11 protein-coding genes and 1 pseudogene are annotated in these 13,771 nt (G+C 62.9%); 4 read left to right on the top strand and 8 right to left on the bottom strand.

Annotated features, from left to right (window positions below):
* Nucleotides 1-117: 117 nt before the first annotated feature.
* Nucleotides 118-2,370 (bottom strand): DNA topoisomerase IV subunit A, encoded by a 2,253-nt coding sequence (gene parC, locus FJ426_RS18175; RefSeq protein ID WP_140557024.1) that lies wholly within the window; start codon nucleotides 2,368-2,370, stop codon nucleotides 118-120.
* Nucleotides 2,371-2,682: 312 nt separating this feature from the next.
* On the opposite strand from parC, the gene FJ426_RS18170 reads away from it, so the two are divergent.
* Nucleotides 2,683-3,873, top strand: coding sequence for a hypothetical protein (locus tag FJ426_RS18170; protein ID WP_140560560.1), 1,191 nt, complete (start codon nucleotides 2,683-2,685; stop codon nucleotides 3,871-3,873).
* A 123-nt stretch (nucleotides 3,874-3,996) separates the two neighbouring features.
* Here the strand turns inward: FJ426_RS18170 and aspS are convergent, their stop codons facing one another.
* Together aspS and FJ426_RS18160 are read right to left on the bottom strand one after the other, a co-directional pair.
* Nucleotides 3,997-5,787 (bottom strand): aspartate--tRNA ligase, encoded by a 1,791-nt coding sequence (aspS, locus tag FJ426_RS18165; RefSeq protein ID WP_181167403.1) that lies wholly within the window; start codon nucleotides 5,785-5,787, stop codon nucleotides 3,997-3,999.
* A gap of 179 nt (nucleotides 5,788-5,966) precedes the next feature.
* Complete coding sequence (locus FJ426_RS18160; RefSeq protein WP_140560559.1) at nucleotides 5,967-6,833, bottom strand: LysR family transcriptional regulator; 867 nt, start codon at nucleotides 6,831-6,833, stop codon at nucleotides 5,967-5,969.
* On the opposite strand from FJ426_RS18160, the gene FJ426_RS18155 reads away from it, so the two are divergent.
* The 3 genes from FJ426_RS18155 (at nucleotide 6,833) to rnd (ending at nucleotide 10,408) form a co-directional block, all read left to right on the top strand.
* The gene (locus FJ426_RS18155) at nucleotides 6,833-7,837 is read left to right on the top strand and encodes a DMT family transporter (protein ID WP_318012625.1); all 1,005 of its coding nucleotides are present in this window, start codon (nucleotides 6,833-6,835) and stop codon (nucleotides 7,835-7,837) included. The two genes, FJ426_RS18160 and FJ426_RS18155, sit on opposite strands and share 1 nt — an antisense overlap.
* A 99-nt stretch (nucleotides 7,838-7,936) precedes the next feature.
* Nucleotides 7,937-9,181, top strand: a complete 1,245-nt coding sequence (locus tag FJ426_RS18150) for an MFS transporter (protein WP_140557032.1) — start codon at nucleotides 7,937-7,939, stop codon at nucleotides 9,179-9,181.
* 75 nt (nucleotides 9,182-9,256) lie between these two features.
* On the top strand, nucleotides 9,257-10,408 hold the full coding sequence (rnd, locus tag FJ426_RS18145) for a ribonuclease D (protein ID WP_140494108.1): 1,152 nt from the start codon (nucleotides 9,257-9,259) through the stop codon (nucleotides 10,406-10,408).
* A 50-nt stretch (nucleotides 10,409-10,458) separates the two neighbouring features.
* On the opposite strand, the pseudogene FJ426_RS18140 reads toward rnd, so the two are convergent.
* From FJ426_RS18140 to FJ426_RS18120, 5 genes and pseudogenes are all read right to left on the bottom strand, one after another.
* Nucleotides 10,459-10,743: pseudogene (locus FJ426_RS18140) on the bottom strand (MAPEG family protein); the annotation flags it as partial.
* A gap of 28 nt (nucleotides 10,744-10,771) precedes the next feature.
* Entirely contained in the window at nucleotides 10,772-11,401 is a 630-nt protein-coding gene (locus tag FJ426_RS18135) for a hypothetical protein (RefSeq protein ID WP_140494112.1), read from the bottom strand.
* Complete coding sequence (gene guaB, locus FJ426_RS18130) at nucleotides 11,352-12,854, bottom strand: IMP dehydrogenase (protein WP_140494114.1); 1,503 nt, start codon at nucleotides 12,852-12,854, stop codon at nucleotides 11,352-11,354. Before guaB ends, FJ426_RS18135 begins: the two co-directional genes overlap by 50 nt.
* 137 nt (nucleotides 12,855-12,991) lie before the next feature.
* A complete protein-coding gene (locus tag FJ426_RS18125; RefSeq protein ID WP_140494116.1) occupies nucleotides 12,992-13,441 on the bottom strand; it encodes a PIN domain-containing protein in 450 nt (149 codons plus the stop codon).
* The gene (locus FJ426_RS18120) at nucleotides 13,438-13,683 is read right to left on the bottom strand and encodes a type II toxin-antitoxin system prevent-host-death family antitoxin (protein WP_140521745.1); all 246 of its coding nucleotides are present in this window, start codon (nucleotides 13,681-13,683) and stop codon (nucleotides 13,438-13,440) included. Before FJ426_RS18120 ends, FJ426_RS18125 begins: the two co-directional genes overlap by 4 nt.
* Nucleotides 13,684-13,771 lie beyond the last annotated feature (88 nt).

Raw genomic sequence — 13,771 nt, 5'->3', positions numbered from 1 at the left:
CAGAGGGGGTAGCCGCGCGTAAGGCGCTAGCATTCTTTGTTCAAAGCGATGAGGTTGCGTCCAGTCGAACCGACCCCCTCTGTCGCCTTCGGCGGCATCTCCCCTCGAGGGGGGAGATTACCCAAATTTCCCGGTCCTCGGGAAACCCTTCGGCACCATGCGGCCAGCCGACGCGCGGGCGCCGATCCATTCGGCCAATTCCTCGCGCGACCTTGTAAAGGTGCGGTCGGCCGAATCCTGCCAGGAAAGGCCGGTCTCCAGCGTAAACGGCTTGAGATCGAGAAGCCCGCCATCCTTGTATTTCTGCAGCCGCACGCCCTTGCCGCGGCTCATTTCCGGAATGTCGGACAGCGGAAACACCAGCATCTTTCGGTTCTCGCCGACGATGGCCAGATGATCGCCGCCGACCGGCACGCAGCGCTTGGCTTCGTCGGGCGCCTTGACGTTCATCACCTGCTTGCCCTTGCGGGTGTTGGCGACGACCTCTTCCTCCGGCACGATGAAACCGTTGGCGTCATGCGAGACCAGCAGCAGCTTGCGCTTCGGATCGTGGACGAAGGCGGTGACGATGTCCTGGTCATTGTCCATGTCGACGATGATGCGGATCGGCTCGCCATGGCCGCGCCCGCCCGGCAGCCGATCGGCGCCGATGGTGTAAAATTTGCCGCCGGTGGTGAACACCAGGATCTTGTCGGTCGTCTGAGCATGGAAGGCGAGTTTCAGGCTGTCGCCTTCCTTGAACGCAAGCTGCGAATGATCGGTCAGATGACCCTTCATCGCACGCAGCCAGCCCTTTTCCGAAACCACCACGGTGACCGGCTCGCGCTCGATCATGGCATGTGCGATGTCGGTCAGGTCATGCTCGGGCGCATCGGCGAACTGGGTGCGGCGCTTACCGAGCTCGGTCTCGGGGCCGAATTTGTCCCGCAGGCTCGCAACCTCCCACTTGATCGTCCCCCATTGCTTGGCTTCGGACGCAAGCAGCGCCTCGATCTGCTTCTTTTCGGCAGTGAGGCCGTCGAATTCCTTGCGGATCTCGAATTCTTCCAGCTTGCGCAGGGCGCGCAGGCGCATGTTGAGAATGGCTTCGGCCTGGGTGTCGGTGAGCGACCAGCGGGCCATCATGACCTGCTTGGGCTCATCCTCCTCGCGGATGATCTTGATCACCTCGTCGATATTGAGATAGGCGATCAGGTAGCCGGCAAGGATCTCCAGCCGTCTTTCGATCTCGCCGAGGCGATGTTTCGAGCGGCGGATCAGCACGTCGCGGCGATGCTCGAGCCATTCCTGCAGCACGCCCTTCAGCGACAGGACATTGGGCACCTTGCCGCGCGACAGCACGTTCATGTTGAGCGGGAAACGGCTTTCAAGCTCGGTGAGCTTGAACAGCGATTCCATCAGGATGCCGGGATCGACGGAACGGCTCTTGGGCACCAGCACGACGCGGATGTCCTCGGCGCTCTCGTCCCTGATGTCCTCGAGCAGCGGCAATTTGCGCGCCATCAGGAGCTCGGCGATCTTCTCGATCAGCCGCGCCTTCTGCACGCCATAGGGGATTTCGGTGACGACGATGCTCCAGGTGCCCCTGCCCTGGTCTTCCTGGCTCCATTTTGCCCGCACGCGAAAGCCGCCACGGCCGGTTTCATAGGATTCGAGGATGGAGGCTCGGCTATCGACGATGATGCCGCCGGTCGGGAAATCCGGGCCCTGGACGAAATCCATCAGCTTGGCCACCGGCGCGTCCCGATGCTCGATCAGGTGAAGGGCGGCGTCGCAAAGTTCGGCCGCGTTGTGCGGCGGGATCGATGTCGCCATGCCGACAGCGATGCCGGACGAGCCATTGGCCAGCAGATTGGGGAAGGCGCCCGGGAGCACCACCGGCTCCTCGTCCTCCTCATTGTAGGTCGGCCGGTAGTCGACGGCATCCTCGGTGATGCCCGCGAGCAGCTCGGTCGCCACATCGGTCATGCGCGCTTCGGTGTAGCGCATGGCGGCGGCGTTATCGCCGTCAATGTTGCCGAAATTGCCCTGGCCGTCGACCAAGGGGTAGCGCATCGAGAAATCCTGCGCCAGCCGCACCAGCGCATCGTAGATCGACTGGTCGCCATGCGGGTGGAACTTGCCCATCACCTCGCCGACGATACGGGCGCATTTGGCGAAGCCTTGGTCGGGGTTGAGGCGTAGCAGGCGCATGGCGTGCATGATGCGGCGATGGACGGGCTTCAGCCCGTCGCGGACATCGGGCAGCGCCCGGTGCATGATGGTCGACAGCGCATAGGCAAGATAGCGCTCTTCGAGCGCCTTCTTCAGATCGACCGGTTCGATGTGATCGCCGCCACCATTGTCAGGCGGCAAAAGCCTTTTTCCCATGGGCTGGAACTAGCCGAGCGGGTGATTCGCGGCAAGAGGGCAAGCCTTGAAGTGGGTGCATGCCCTGCCCTGCAACACGAAGCCGCAGGCAAGCCCGCCAGCCAACATCAATCCGTTACATGCCGTCTCTATTGCGAAGCGCGACGACGCCGGGCGGCCCGGTCTCCAGCATGTTCGGATCGAGTTTGCCTTTCGCCGCGATTTTTGACCATTGTGGCGGGATGCGCCTTTTTCCCGTCCAGTTCGTCACTGAAGGGTGATGGCGCCAAAAATTGAAAAATAATTTTCAGGACACTCGCAGGGGCATTCGCGATGACAATCAAACGCTCGACTCTCAGGAAATTCGCCTTTTCGACCTTCTTGCTCACACTGCCGCTGAACGCGGCGCTCGCCCAGGACACCGCGGTCGCCGACCGGCTGAAGGCGGCACTTGCCGCGCAGGGCGTCAACATCTCCTGGACCGGCGTGACCGGCGACAACGCCAGCATGGTGTTGCAGGGCGTATCCATCAAACCGGGCGCGGAAAAAGAAGCCCTTGCGATCGGCGACGTCAAACTCGAAGGCGTGACCGAAGCCAATGGCGGCTATGATATCGCAACCGTGTCGACCTCGGCATTCGAACATAGCACGGACGGCGTCACCCTCAATTTAAGCCCCCTCGTCATCCACGACATGATGGTTCCGGCCAGCGGCGCCAGCGGCCCGCTGGGCTCGCTGATGATGTACAAGTCCGCCGAACTCTCGAACATGAGGGTCAAGATCGCCGACAAGACCGCTTTCTCGATGGACGGGCTTGCCATCGAAATCACGCCGCCGGCCGACGGCCAAGCGATGAAATTCACCGGCACCACCGAGAAGTTCAATGCCGACCTGACGCTGGTCGAGGATCCCAAGTCGAAGGAAGTCATCAACGCACTCGGCTACCAGAACATTGCGGGCAATTTCGAGATGGCCGGCACCTGGCAGCCCACTGACGGCAAGATGGAGCTGTCGAAATACAACATTTCGGTCGAGAATGCCGGCACGCTCGGCATGACCTTCGATCTCGGCGGCTACACGCTCGACTTCATCAAGTCGCTGCAGGAAATGCAGAAGAAGATGGCCGCGCAGCCCGAAGGGGCCGACAACTCGGCGCAAGGCATGGCCATGCTCGGCCTGTTGCAGCAGCTTTCCTTCAACAGCGCCTCGATCCGTTTCGACGACGATTCGCTGACGGGCAAGGTGCTGGACTATGTCGGCAAGCAGCAAGGCATGTCGGGCAAGGATATCGCCAACCAGGCCAAGGCGATCGTGCCGTTCGGCATGGCGCAGCTCAACAATCCCGAGCTGACGGCGCAGGTAACGGCGGCGGTCGGCAAATATCTCGACGATCCGAAGAGCCTCGAAATCTCGGCTAAGCCGCCGGCGTCGGTGCCGTTCGCACTGATCATGGCGGGCGCCATGTCCAATCCGACCGACCTGCCGAAGACGCTCGGCGTCACCGTCAAGGCCAACGAAGACTGATCGAAGCGACCTCGACTTGCTTCAAGATACGAAAAGCCCGGCAGCGATGCCGGGCTTTTGTCTGCGATTCTCAATCGAACGAGTCACTTCGGAGGCTTCTTTAAAGCGCCGTCCGAAGCGCCATCATGCCTCTTTCTTGATCGGTGCGACACGCAGCGACAAGTCGCGAAGCTGCTGCGGCGTGGCTTCCGACGGCGCATTCATCAACAGGTCGTAAGCCTGCTGGTTCATCGGGAACATGGTGATCTCGCGCAGGTTCTTGGCGCCCACCAGCAACATCACGACGCGGTCGATGCCGAATGCCGCTCCGCCGTGCGGCGGGGCGCCGTACTGAAACGCACGGTAAAGGCCGCCAAAGCGCTCCTCGACGGTCTGGCGATCCAGTCCGACCATCTCGAAGGCCCTGACCATGGTTTCGGGCAAATGGTTGCGGATGCCGCCCGAGGCAATCTCGAAGCCGTTGCACACGGCGTCGTACTGGAATGCCTTGATGCCGAGCGGCTCCTGGTTGTTGAGGGCGTCGATGCCGCCCTGCGGCATCGAAAACGGATTGTGGGCGAAATCGATCTTCTTCTCGTCCTCGTTCCACTCGAAGAACGGAAAGTCGACGATCCAGCACAGCTCGAAACGGTCGCGGTCGACCAGGTTCAGTTCCTCGCCGGCGCGGGTGCGCGCAGCACCCGCGAAGGAGACGAATTTCTTGGGATCGCCGGCGACGAAGAAGGCGGCATCGCCATCGGCAAGGCCCAGCTGAAGGCGGATCGCCTCGGTGCGCTCCTCGCCGATGTTCTTGGCAAGCGGACCCGCGCCTTCGAGTTTCTCGCCTTCCTTGCGCCAGAAGATGTAGCCCAATCCGGGCTGCCCCTCGCCTTGCGCCCAGCTGTTCATGCGGTCGCAGAAGGCACGGCTGCCCCCGGTCTTGGCCGGAATGGCCCAGACCTCGGCCTTGGGATCGTTGGCCAGGATGTTGGCGAAGACCTTGAAGCCGGAATCACGAAAATGGTCGGAGACCGCCTGCATCTCGATCGGGTTGCGCAGATCCGGCTTGTCGGTACCGTATTTGCGCATCGCAACATCATAGGGAATGCGCGGCCAGTCCTTCGTGACGGGCTTGCCGTTGGCAAAGGCCTCGAAGACCGATGTCATCACCGGCGCCATGGTGGAAAGCACGTCATCCTGCTCGACAAAGCTCATTTCGAGGTCGAGCTGGTAGAATTCGCCGGGCAGGCGGTCGGCGCGCGGATCCTCGTCGCGGAAGCAGGGCGCGATCTGGAAATAACGATCGAAACCCGAGACCATGATCAGCTGCTTGTATTGCTGCGGCGCCTGCGGCAGCGCATAGAAAGTGCCGGGGTGAATGCGCGACGGCACCAGGAAGTCGCGCGCGCCTTCGGGCGACGATGCGGTGAGGATCGGCGTCGAGAATTCGGTGAAGCCGACCTCGCCCATGCGCTTGCGCATCTCGGCGATGATCTTCGTGCGCGCCACGATGTTCCTGTGCAGCGTCTCGCGGCGCAGGTCGAGGAAGCGGTATTTCAGCCTGATGTCCTCGGGATAGTCCGGCTCGCCGAAGACCGGCAGCGGCAATTCCTTGGCCGCCGAAAGCACTTCGATCTCGCGCGCGAAAATCTCGATCTCGCCGGTCGGCAGGTTGGCATTGGTGGTTTCAGGCAGGCGCGCCTTGACCTCGCCGTCGACGCGGATCACCCATTCGCCGCGCACTGTTTCGGCGATCTTGAAGGCCGGCGAATCGGGATCGGCGACGATTTGGGTCAGGCCATAGTGGTCGCGCAGGTCGATGAACAGCAGGCCGCCATGGTCGCGCACGCGATGCACCCAGCCCGACAGGCGAACGGAAGCGCCGACGTCGCTCTTTCTCAACTGGGCACAGGTATGGCTGCGGTAACGGTGCATTGTCATGGGCAAAAGTCCGGGATGTTGGGTTGCCGGCCGAAGCATCGCGGCCCGGCCTGAAAAATTTGCGCGAAAAGCGCATGGGAGGCCCGGTTTGTCAAGGCGAGTGGGCGGAGGGCCAGGGCAACGAACCCGGGTTGACGGGTTCTTTCGGAGCATTCGCCGGCGCGCAGGTCGCCCTATGAACCAAGGCTTGACAGCCGCAGGCGATGCGCGAGGTGATCGACGACCAATACGGCGCTTGCGGAAGACGTTGTGGCCCGATGAAGGCGGATCTCCGCCCCGGGCAGCGGCGGCACATAAGGGCCAGGATGGACATCGCGCAGGCCGGGCGCGAGCATGCTGCCCTTGACCACGGTAACCGCAAGGCCCTGCTCGACGATCGCCTCCGTCGCGGCAAGGCTCGGGCTGACATAGGCCAGTCGCCACGGCCGGCCCGCTCTGTCGAGCGCGTCAATCGCCCATGCGCGAAACAAGCAATCGGGGTCCGACAACGCGACGGGCAGCGGATCGAGTTCTTCGACAGAGTGGGTCCTCGCCGCCGCCCATATCGCTCTTTCGCGGCATATCAGATCGCCCTCGGCCACACCTTCCGGATGCATGGCGATGACCGCGTCAAATGATGAGCCGAGCCGTTTCAGCAGCCGCGCCGTGAGGCCGATCTCCATTTCGACCTGCATGAGCGGAAATCGCACGGCGATATCGGCGAGGAGGCGTGGCAGGATCTTGGTGCCGTAGTCCTCCATGACGCCTATCCGGATGCGTCCCGCTACCCGTTGGTTGGAGACACGGGCAATCGCCTGCTCGTTAAGTGCAAGAATGCGGCGTGCGTCGATCAGAAACCCCTCGCCGGCGGCCGTAAGCTCGACATGGGCCGTCGATCGACGGAACAGCGAAATGTCGAGGCGCTCTTCAAGGCGCTTCACCTGCAAGCTGACGGTGGCTTGCGTTCGATTGAGCTGCTCGGCGGCTCGCGTGAAAGAGAGCCGCTCGGCAACGACGACGAAAGTCCGCAACAATTCCGGATCGAGACTCCGACTGCTCATTGCGCAAGCTTATCAAGCTCATTGCATTTATTCGATTCCTTTTACCCGGTTTGCCCGATACCGCTGGACTCCGAACTGGCAGAGGGGAAGCGATGGAAACTGGAGGCGTGCTCGCGGCGATTCTCTCCAGCGCCTTTGGCGGCACCGCTGTCGGTGCAACGCGCTATCTCGCGCGTTCGCTGGATCCGCTCACCATCGGCGCGATCCGGTTCGGGGGTGGTTTTCTAGTGCTCGCCGCCGTAGCGCTTCTGCGGCGGGACAAGTGGCCTGCGAAAAGCGATTGGCCGGGCGCCGCCGCATTGGGCCTGCTGTTCTTCGGCCTATTCCCGGTGCTCTTCAACGGAGCCCTTGTCTACACGACGGCGGCGCGAGGAGCTCTGGCGCTTTCGACGCTGCCTGTGCTCACAATGCTCGCAGGCGCGGTTCTAGGGATCGAACCGCCGACGACGCGCAAGATCGTCGGCGTCCTGGTCGCGATGGCCGGAGTGGCTGTCGCGCTTGGCAGCAGCCTGACGACAGCTCCCCAGGGCGCCTGGCGCGGAGACCTCCTGATGATCGCGGCGGCATTCTGCATGGCGCTCTACAATGTCTGGTCGCGACCTTTTCTCACCCGCTGCGCGCCGACATCATTCGCCGCGTTTGGCATGGCCGTCGGCACGGCCTGCCTGTTGGCGCTGTCGACTTTGACTGGAGGCCTGACGCGACTTGCCGCGCTTGAGGCGTCGCAATGGGTTGCCAGCGGATACCTGGCCGTAATTTGCGGCGCCCTGATCTTCTTCCTCTGGGCGTTCGCGCTTGAACGTGCGCCGCCAACGCTGGTTGCCGTTTCAGTTGCCGTGAACCCCGTGACGGCATCGATCTTCGGCGCCGTCTTTCTCGGTGAGCAAATCAATGCAAACCTAATTGTCGGGCTCATCGCTGTCCTCGCGGGAATAGCCATCGCGTCGGGAGCAGCCGGGCGGTTCGCCGTGGGACGTCGAGGAGGCAGGCGCCGACTTCCTTGAACGGAAAGGCGGACACATCCTGTTGGCGCGGGGAATTGCCGCTGGTATTGACGGAAGCGATGGTTCAAGAAGGGATCACAGACATGTGATCGCCTCTTAATGTCCTCCATCCGTCCGCTGATCCCGCTCCTCATCGCCGCAGGCATCCTGCTCGGCGGCAATGGGCTGCAAAGCACGCTGATCGCGCTGCGCGGCGCGCAGGAAGGTTTTTCGGCTTCCGACATCGGCCTGATGGGCACGTTCTATTTCGCCGGCTTCCTGCTCGGCTGCCTGGCCGTCACCCGCATCCTGAAGGCGGTCGGCCATGTCAGGACCTTCTCGGCGCTGGCCGCGGCCGCCTCGGCCGGCACATTGCTCCTGGTTCTGGTCATCGACCCGGTGATGTGGTGCGCGGTGCGTTTTGCCGGCGGTTTCTGCTTCGCCGGCCTGTTCACGGTGATGGAGGCCTGGCTCAACTCCGGGGTCAGCAACAAGGACCGCGCCCGCGTGCTTGCCATCTACCGCATGGTCGACATCGGCTCGGTCACCGGCGCGCAGTTCCTCATCCCGATCTTCGGAGCGGGCGGCTTCGCCATATTCGCCATCATATCGATGATGATCACGCTGTCGCTGGTGCCGGTATCGCTGGGCGATCGCTCCAACCCGACGCCGCCGGAAGACGTCAAGCTCGACCTGGCGCGGGTCTGGCGCATCTCGCCGCTCGGCTGTTTCGGCTGCATCGCCGTCGGCGTGACCAACAGCGCGTTCCGCACGCTGTCGCCGGTCTATGCCGAGCAGATCGGCATGTCTGTCGCCGATGTCGTCACCTTCGTCAGCGTCGGTATCTTCGGCGGCGCACTCATCCAATACCCGCTAGGCTATCTCTCCGATCGCTGGGACCGGCGCTCGGTGCTGCTGGCGACGACATGCTGCGCCATGCTGGCAGCGCTGGCGCTTGCGTTCGTGGCGGGAGCCGACCCGTTTCTCAACTTCCTCATCATCTTCATCTTCGGCTGTTTCGCCATGCCGCTCTACTCGCTGTCGGCGGCGCACTCCAACGACCGCGCCGGCGCGGGCGAGTTCGTTCTGATCAACGCCGCCTTGATGCTGTTTTATTCCTTCGGCGCCATTGGCGGCCCTTTCGCCGCATCGACGGCGATGCAGTATTTTGGCCCAAGCGCGCTGTTCGTGTTCAGCGCGCTGGTCTATGCAATCTTCATCGCCGTCATCCTCTATCGGATGCGGGCACGATCGGGCGTGCCGGCTGGCAAGCGCAGCCGCTTCACCGCGCTGTTGCGCACCTCGACGGTTTTCGCCCGGCTGGCCAGAAGAAACGGCGATCCGGACGGGCCGGACGGGCCGTGATGCGAGTGCCAGCGCTTGACGAAAGCCTTCCCGGCTGAAATCTAGGAAAACCCTACTCCTGCCAAAAGCGATTTGATGCACGTCATCACCACCCAAAAAGAACTCGAGACCGTTCTCGCCGCTTTCGAAAAATCGGATTTCGTCACCGTCGACACCGAATTCATCCGGGAAACGACCTTCTGGCCGATCCTGTGCCTGATCCAGATGGCGGCGCCCGGAATAACGGCGCTGATCGATCCGCTGTCGCCAGACATCGACCTGAAGCCGTTTTTCAGGCTGATGGCCAATGAATCTGTCGTCAAAGTCTTCCATGCCGCGCGGCAGGACATCGAAATCATCGTCCATCTGGGCGATCTCGTTCCCCATCCGGTGTTCGATACCCAGGTTGCGGCGATGGTCTGCGGGTTCGGCGACAGCGTTTCCTACGATCAGCTCGTGCAGCGCGTCACCGGCGCGCGGCTCGACAAGTCCTCGCGCTTCACCGACTGGCGCCACCGGCCGCTGTCCGAAAAGCAGCTCGACTATGCGCTTGCCGACGTCACCCATCTTATCGAGGTCTACCAGCATCTCAGCGCCGAACTGGAGCGGGAGAACCGCGCCCACTGGCTGAACGAGGAGATGGACGTCCTGACCTCGCGCGAAACCTACGATCCGCACCCCGAGGATGCCTGGAAGCGGCTGAAGATGCGGCTGCGCAAGCCGCAGGAGCTGGCGATCGTGCAGGCCGTGGCGGCATGGCGCGAGCGCGAGGCGCGCGAACGCGACGTACCCCGCGGCCGCGTGCTCAAGGACGACGCCATCTACGAGGTGGCGCAGCAGGCGCCGCGCGACGCGGCCGCGCTGGCCAAGCTGCGCACGATACCGAAGGGCTGGGAGCGCTCCTCGACCGCGGCGGCGCTGCTTGGCGCGGTCAACACCGCACTAGCTCTGCCCAAGGAGCAATTGCCGAAGCTGCCAAAGAGTTTTCAGCCGCCCGAGGGATCGAGCGCCGCCGCGGAGCTGTTGAAGGTGCTGCTCAGGATCGTGGCCGAAAAGCAAGGCGTCGCATCGAAGGTCCTGGCTTCCAGCGACGACATCGACCGCATCGCTGCCGAAGGCGAAGCCGCCGACGTGCCGGCGCTGCAGGGCTGGCGCCGCGCCGTTTTCGGCGAGGCGGCGCTGAAGCTGGTGCGCGGCGAGATCGGCATCAAGTTCGACAAGCGCAAAATAGCGGTGTTCGATTTGTAGGCGGAGCGCCCCAACGAAGGGGAGTACTGCTCAAACCACCCGGAGCAGGTCGCGACAAAGATCCACATCAGGGCCAAGGTCAGATAGTTGACGCCGTTGGTCAGGTGCAACATCAGGCACAGCACATAGAAAAGCACCGGCAGTTCGAACTGGTTGCTGAGGTTGCTGGCAACTGTCACGCAGGAGGCCGGCTCGGTCGAGCGCGCCTTGTACTGGCTGACTTTGGCTTCGCCCGACTGGATGGCGACATACCTGCGCCGGGCCATGGCGCCATAGACGATGTAGACCAGCAACACGTGCGCCAGAACAGGCCAGAAAATCGATGTCTGGTTCATGAACCCTCCCGCCCGGTGCCGGGTCAGATCAATTCTGTTTCTGACCCGCCAGCCAGAAGACGGCGATGACGATCACCGGAATTGCGAGCAGCGCGAATTTGGTGACGATCAGCGCCGAGGCGAGACCCAGGGAATCGGGATTGGCCGACAGGAAATCCGACAGAAGGCGGGCCACGGCGATGTTCTGGGCGTAGTTGGCGATCGTGTAGGGCAGCACCAGGATCAGTGCGAAGATCGATTGCATCTGGCCCGGAAGCACGCGGAAATTCCTCAACCGCCTTCCCGTTGCCAGGATCAGGCTGACCAGCGTCACCGACAACAGCGCGGGGAACAGAAGATCGAAGGTCAGATAGTGCCAGACCAGGATGATCTCGCCGCCGCGCCGGCCGAGCGCCGTCAGCCAGGCCATGCCTTCATCCGGCGTGAAGCCAAAAACGCGCATGTCGAGCGACGGCAAACCGCCACTCAACTGGCGGAAATAGAAGAACTCCATGAGCGTCATGGCGATGAAAACCGCCACCGATGCGGTGCAAAGGGCGGCAGCGTGGCGCGATAGCCGCAAGATGGTCGCGGCCAAATTGCGCCAGAACGTGTACTGGTCGGGCCGATCAGGCTCCGCCGGGATAGTTGGGGCTTTCGCGGGTGATCGTGACGTCATGGGCGTGGCTTTCACGAAGTCCGGCGTTGGATATGCGCACAAAGGTGGCGCGTTCGCGGAAATCGGCAAGGTCGCGGCCACCAACATAACCCATAGCGGCTTTCAGGCCGCCTGCAAGCTGATGCAGCACGCCAGACACAGGTCCTTTGTAGGGGACCTGCCCCTCGATGCCTTCCGGCACCAGTTTCAGCGTGTCGCGAACCTCCGCCTGGAAGTATCGGTCGGCCGAGCCGCGCGCCATGGCGCCGACCGAACCCATGCCGCGATAGGCCTTGAAGGAGCGGCCCTGGTGCAGATAGACCTCGCCCGGGCTTTCGTCGGTGCCGGCAAGCAGCGAGCCGATCATGGCGGCACTGGCGCCGGCGGCAAGCGCCTTGGCCAGATCGCCGGAATATTTGATGCCGCCATCGGCGATCACCGAGGCGCCCGATTTGTGCGCAGTTTCCACCGCCGACATGATGGCCGACAGCTGCGGCACGCCGACGCCGGCGACGATGCGGGTGGTGCAGATGGAGCCGGGGCCGATGCCGACCTTGACGGCATCGGCGCCGGCATCGATCAGCGCCTGGGTGCCCTCGGCGGTGGCGACGTTGCCGGCCAGGATGCGCACCGAGTTGGACAGTTTTTTCGCCCGCGTGACGGCATCAAGAACGCGCTGCGAATGGCCATGCGCGGTGTCGATGACCAGAAGGTCGACGCCTGCCTCGATCAGCCGCTCAGCGCGCTCGAAACCGTCGTCGCCGACGCTGGTGGCGGCTGCTGCGCGCAGACGCCCCTGCGCGTCCTTGGTGGCGTGCGGGTTGAGCTGCGATTTCTCGATGTCCTTGACGGTGATCAGCCCCACGCAATTGCCCTGCTTGTCGACGACGACGAGCTTTTCGATGCGGTGCTGATGCAGAAGCCGCTTGGCCTCGTCCTGGTCGACATTCTCCTTGACGGTGATCAGGTTCTCACGGGTCATCAATTCATAGACTTTCTGCGCCGGATCGGAGGCGAAGCGCACGTCGCGATTGGTCAGGATGCCGACCAGCCGGCCGCTCTTGTGGCCGCCGGAGCCGCCATTCTCGACCACCGGAATACCCGAGATCGAGTAGGTGCGCATCAGCGACAACGCGTCGGCCAGCGTCGCGTCGGGACCGATGGTGACCGGGTTGACCACCATGCCGGATTCGAATTTCTTCACCTGCCGCACCTGCTCGGCCTGCTCGGCCGGCGAGAAATTGCGGTGGATGACGCCGATGCCGCCGGCCTGCGCCATGGCGATGGCAAGCCTTGCCTCCGTGACGGTATCCATGGCCGCCGACAGGATCGGCACGTTGAGGTCGATGTCGCCGGCAATCCGGGTGCGGATGTCGGTCTGGCCGGGCATGACTTCGGAATGGCCGGGCTGCAAAAGCACGTCGTCAAAGGTCAGCGCCAGCGCGCCGGTGGACGTTTCGATGATTTTTGCCATGGCCAGCCCTTTGAATGCGGGAAAAGCGCTGGACCGGGATGGACAGCGCGACTCTCTTCTTCCCTTTCAGGATTGGCGGTGGCTGGTACCACGTCCCGGCACGGAAGAAAAGCCGATCGTTGCGGACGCTTCAGCTTCTATTGCGAACCAAGGAAAGCATCCAGCAAAGCGTGACGCGGCGATGCAAAGGGGTTGACGACGGTTACACCGCCCCAGGTGAAGCCGTCCTGCAGGTCTTCCGACAGAAGCAGCCGGCAACCCGTTTGGGATGCAGCCGAAAGAATGACGGCATCCCAGATGCCGAAGCGATGGTCCGCCGCAAGATCGACAGCCATCGTCATCACCTCCGGCGTCGTCCCGGCAACCGGGAACGCGTCGCGCCAGCTAAGCAGCGCATCCCGAGCCTCCTTGGGCGACCTTCCAGCCTCGCGGACAAGGACCTTGAACAGTTCACCCAGCACCTGGACCGGAACAATGGCAGCGTCTTGTGGAACCTTGCGCAGCAGTTCGAGAACGTGGTCGCGTTTGGCTACGTTGTTAACGCCCTCTGCGTAGGCAAGAATGTTGGTGTCGAGCGCGACCCTCACAGGTCATCCTCGTAGAGCTCATCGCGGGTCCAGCGTCCTGCATCGGCAACCGGCTGCCGTTCGAGTCGCGACAGCAATGCCGCGCGCGAGCGGGAGGCCACACCCTCGTGCCTCTCCGCAGGCACGATCCGTGCCACCGGCCGACCATGGCTTGTCACGACGTAGCTCTGGCCCTCGCGTACCTCACGCAGGATGCGAGAAAATCTGCGATTGGCATCGGCTGCCGAAACGGCCTCTTCCATGATCATAACGTCCTGTAGTTATTTTCACTACAATAGGGATAGTGTCCGCTTTTTGCAAGCAATCGTGTATCGCAGCCGCCACCGGAGG

The sequence above is a fragment of the Mesorhizobium sp. B2-6-4 genome, from assembly GCF_006441495.1.
Taxonomy (GTDB): Bacteria; Pseudomonadota; Alphaproteobacteria; order Rhizobiales; family Rhizobiaceae; genus Mesorhizobium.
The sequence above is the reverse complement of the archived record's forward strand: the minus strand, read 5'-3'. Positions and strand labels throughout refer to the sequence as shown.

Coding starts and splice junctions, on each gene's coding strand:
- FJ426_RS18120 (WP_140521745.1), bottom strand. CDS start 13,683: ATGGAAGAGGCCGTTTCGGCAGCCGATGCCAATCGCAGATTTTCTCGC.
- guaB (WP_140494114.1), bottom strand. CDS start 12,854: ATGGCAAAAATCATCGAAACGTCCACCGGCGCGCTGGCGCTGACCTTT.
- FJ426_RS18170 (WP_140560560.1), top strand. CDS start 2,683: ATGACAATCAAACGCTCGACTCTCAGGAAATTCGCCTTTTCGACCTTC.
- FJ426_RS18135 (WP_140494112.1), bottom strand. CDS start 11,401: ATGACGTCACGATCACCCGCGAAAGCCCCAACTATCCCGGCGGAGCCT.
- parC (WP_140557024.1), bottom strand. CDS start 2,370: ATGGGAAAAAGGCTTTTGCCGCCTGACAATGGTGGCGGCGATCACATC.
- aspS (WP_181167403.1), bottom strand. CDS start 5,787: ATGCACCGTTACCGCAGCCATACCTGTGCCCAGTTGAGAAAGAGCGAC.
- rnd (WP_140494108.1), top strand. CDS start 9,257: ATGCACGTCATCACCACCCAAAAAGAACTCGAGACCGTTCTCGCCGCT.
- FJ426_RS18150 (WP_140557032.1), top strand. CDS start 7,937: ATGTCCTCCATCCGTCCGCTGATCCCGCTCCTCATCGCCGCAGGCATC.
- FJ426_RS18160 (WP_140560559.1), bottom strand. CDS start 6,833: ATGAGCAGTCGGAGTCTCGATCCGGAATTGTTGCGGACTTTCGTCGTC.